Origin of the sequence: Alkalibacillus haloalkaliphilus C5, from assembly GCF_000269905.1 — a bacterium.
Classification (GTDB): Bacteria; Bacillota; Bacilli; order Bacillales; family Alkalibacillaceae; genus Alkalibacillus; species Alkalibacillus haloalkaliphilus_A.
In genome coordinates, this window is record NZ_AKIF01000219.1 from 1 (window position 1) to 3,100 (window position 3,100).

General features: G+C 36.1%; 4 protein-coding genes. 1 reads left to right on the forward strand and 3 read right to left on the reverse strand.

Annotated features, from left to right (window positions below):
- The first annotated feature begins 277 nt into the window (after positions 1 to 277).
- Complete coding sequence (locus A194_RS0115565; protein ID WP_017187715.1) at positions 278 to 739, forward strand: DinB family protein; 462 nt, start codon at positions 278 to 280, stop codon at positions 737 to 739.
- A gap of 29 nt (positions 740 to 768) precedes the next feature.
- Here A194_RS0115565 and A194_RS0115570 read toward each other — a convergent pair whose 3' ends face one another.
- The 3 genes from A194_RS0115570 to A194_RS18885 form a co-directional block, all read right to left on the reverse strand.
- Positions 769 to 1,548, reverse strand: coding sequence for a YibE/F family protein (locus tag A194_RS0115570; RefSeq protein WP_017187716.1), 780 nt, complete (start codon positions 1,546 to 1,548; stop codon positions 769 to 771).
- Positions 1,549 to 1,594: 46 nt separating this feature from the next.
- A complete protein-coding gene (locus tag A194_RS18880) occupies positions 1,595 to 2,677 on the reverse strand; it encodes a YibE/F family protein (protein WP_017187717.1) in 1,083 nt (360 codons plus the stop codon).
- Positions 2,678 to 2,792: 115 nt separating this feature from the next.
- Positions 2,793 to 3,100, reverse strand: a 308-nt coding sequence (locus A194_RS18885; RefSeq protein ID WP_157783087.1) for a cation:dicarboxylate symporter family transporter, incomplete at its 5' end; no start/stop codon positions are given.

The following is a 3,100-nucleotide window of genomic DNA, read 5'->3' on the forward strand; positions in this document are numbered from 1 at the left end:
CTAGATATATTTGACTCCGCTAAAAAGTTAGCTGCAACGTAACCAGCTAACCCACCCCCAACCAATTGCAACATCCCAAACTTTTTTCTCCATAAAAACAACCCCTTGTTACCTTTTATTAACCATGACGAGGGAACAAGAACTTTTGTGACATTACATTTCATTTTATTTAATCATTCTTAGTAAATATTCCAAATTAGTCACAAATCCAATTATGAAATTGAAGGATTTTTTGCGTTCTCCAACGAAATATTTATTCATAAAGGGAGGACTCAAAATGGAAAAAAAGCATGAAGTGTTATTTAATCAATTGCAAACTTACCGAGAAGGGCTTTTACACGATGTGAATGACATAAATAAAGAAGAAGCAGAAATCATCCCTGCCAACTTCAACAACAACATTCGTTGGCACTTAGGTCATGTTTTTATGGATCAATACATGTGGATTAAAGTGTTAACGAAGGATGACTTATACCCCGATTCATTTCAAAAATGGTTTGGCTTTGGGACTAACCCATCAAACTTCGATGAGCATACCCCTACATTTGAAGAGTTAAAACTATTGTTAAGTGAACAACCACAAAAAATTAAAGAGTTTTATAGCGAGCGTTTAGATGAGGTGTTTCCATCAACTGAAATGGGGATGTTTACAATTGAACAAGTTTTAATCCGCACAATCTTTCATGAAGGAATGCACACTCAAGCCATCAATGACTTAAAAAGATTAATAAAGAAGTAATGCGAAGGGGTTCTTACCCTTCGCTTTCGTTACTCTTCTTCCTCTACTTCCTTTGTCTCAAATTTTATTAATACTAACGCCGCTAACCAAGATGTAATTGGAATCACTAACGCAACCCCTATTCCAGCTGCTAAAATGGTTATCATCTCAGCACTGAAAATTTTAGAATTTATAATTTCGCCTAACGTATAATCAAGGTCTATGAACCATATTAAAAGAGCCATATATCCACCGAAAAACGCAAAAAATAACGTATTCGTACTCGTTCCTAATATATCTTTACCAATACTAACGCCTGATAAAAATAATGATTTTCTGCTTATACCTGGGTTGTGGCGATAAATTTCTCTCATCGGAGAAGAAATTGAAATTGCAATATCTGTAATGGCACCAATTGTACTCATAATAATCACTGAAACTGCAATTTTAACGAAATCAACTCCTAAATGAACAGAAAAACCTTTAATCTCTTCGATCTGTTCTTCACTAAAACCTTGAATTAAAGCACTTTCAGTTACGAGGACAATAAAGAGTAATAAAAAAACAATAGTCACCATTGTAGATAGAAATGCGGTTTTCGTTTTGATATTAATTTCATTTATATAAAACAGATTTATACAACTTAAAATGGTTGTCGCAACTAAAGTTACGATGATTGGATCGATGTTCGGATCAGCCATTAATAGTATTGAGACTAGTAATATAACGAAATTGAAAAAAAGCGCAATAAATGACCGCACCCCTTTTTGTCCTCCGATCACAACCATTAAGATGAGTAAAATAATTGCAAGCCACACTAATACACTCATACTCTAGCCCTCTTTCGATTAATAAAGAAAATCGTCATATAAACCCCTATCGGATCGTAATAACAATTCCAACACCGCCAGCTAATGCCCTAGCTAACTCTAGTGACAAATTCATATTCAACGTAAAGCCTAGAGCAGCTGAGTTCTTTAAATATAATATAATCATCGGTATTGAACCACTGATATAGACGAAAAACAAAATGTTAGTCATCGTCCCCATAATATCTTTTCCGATATCCATTCCTGATTGTTTTAGTGCTTTATTAGTAATGTTGTTGTTCTTTTCATATAGGTTGAATAAAGATGAAGACATCGTGATCGCAACATCCATAATGGCGCCCAGAGCACCAATTAAAACCCCAGCCATAAACACCATTTCCGGCGCACGCGTAACGAATTGCATCTCTTCATAACGTAAACCTTCTCCAGCTGTCCCCCACATGACTACAGCCGTAACCGCAAACAAAAACAACGTCCCAAGCAAGGTCGAAACTATTGCGGCATACGTTTTTTCATTATTTCCATTAACTAAAAGTAAAGATATAGCGGTAAATAAAACAATACTAACTCCACTAATGACAAGTAAGCTAATATTTGTCGTTTGAATATAAAAATCTAATGCCAAAGCAATGATCAAAGCATTAATCGCTAAACTTATAACCGAATAAAAACCTTGTAGTTGACCGATTAATAACAAGATGATGACAAAAGCCCATGCAATTAATAGCGTATAATGATCTCGCTTCACATCTAGTATAGAACCCGTTAAGTCTTCAGTTTCATCAGTGGAGTCTACCGATACAAACAACTCATTTCCAACGCTATATTCATGGTCATAAACTTGAGATTCGGCATACTCATTGTCTAACTGAATCACAACCCCTTTATAGTCACCATTTTGAATAACACCTTTTAACTTTTGTGTTACAAGCTGATCTTCATTACCGTGTGGGTCTGTAACTTCTTCACTTTGAACCGTTTCAACTTCCACGATCTCAGCGATTGAACGTTCATAAAACTGATGGTTATGATTAACAAACCAAAACGAACCAACAATTAGAAGAACGGTTAGTATGTACAAAGCGATGTGCTTTCTCGTCATAAATTGCTTTACTATGTTCCTTCTCACAACAAAACCTCCACGCTTCTCTTATCTTTCATTATTTCACAGAAAATGTGGAGCTTCAAAAAGTTAAAAGAAACCCTATTAAAATGGCAACCACCTTAATAGGGATTAAAACATATTATGATTGAGCTTTTACATGTTTCTCTTCGCTCTTATTAATAACTTTAGATCCTGTTAAGTCACCAGTTACGTTTAGTGCTGTACAACCCATTCCTACAAGCGCATCTACTGCAACGAGTAGGGCAACTGCTTCCATCGGTAAGCCCAACTGGACAAATACGGTTGCGATCATCACAATTCCAGCACCTGGAACACCTGCTGTTCCGATTGATGCGAGTGTTCCAACTATGACAACCGTCAACATTTCAGCAAAAGACAACGGTTGGCCGATTACCATCGATGCAAACACTGCTGAGACTGCCAAGG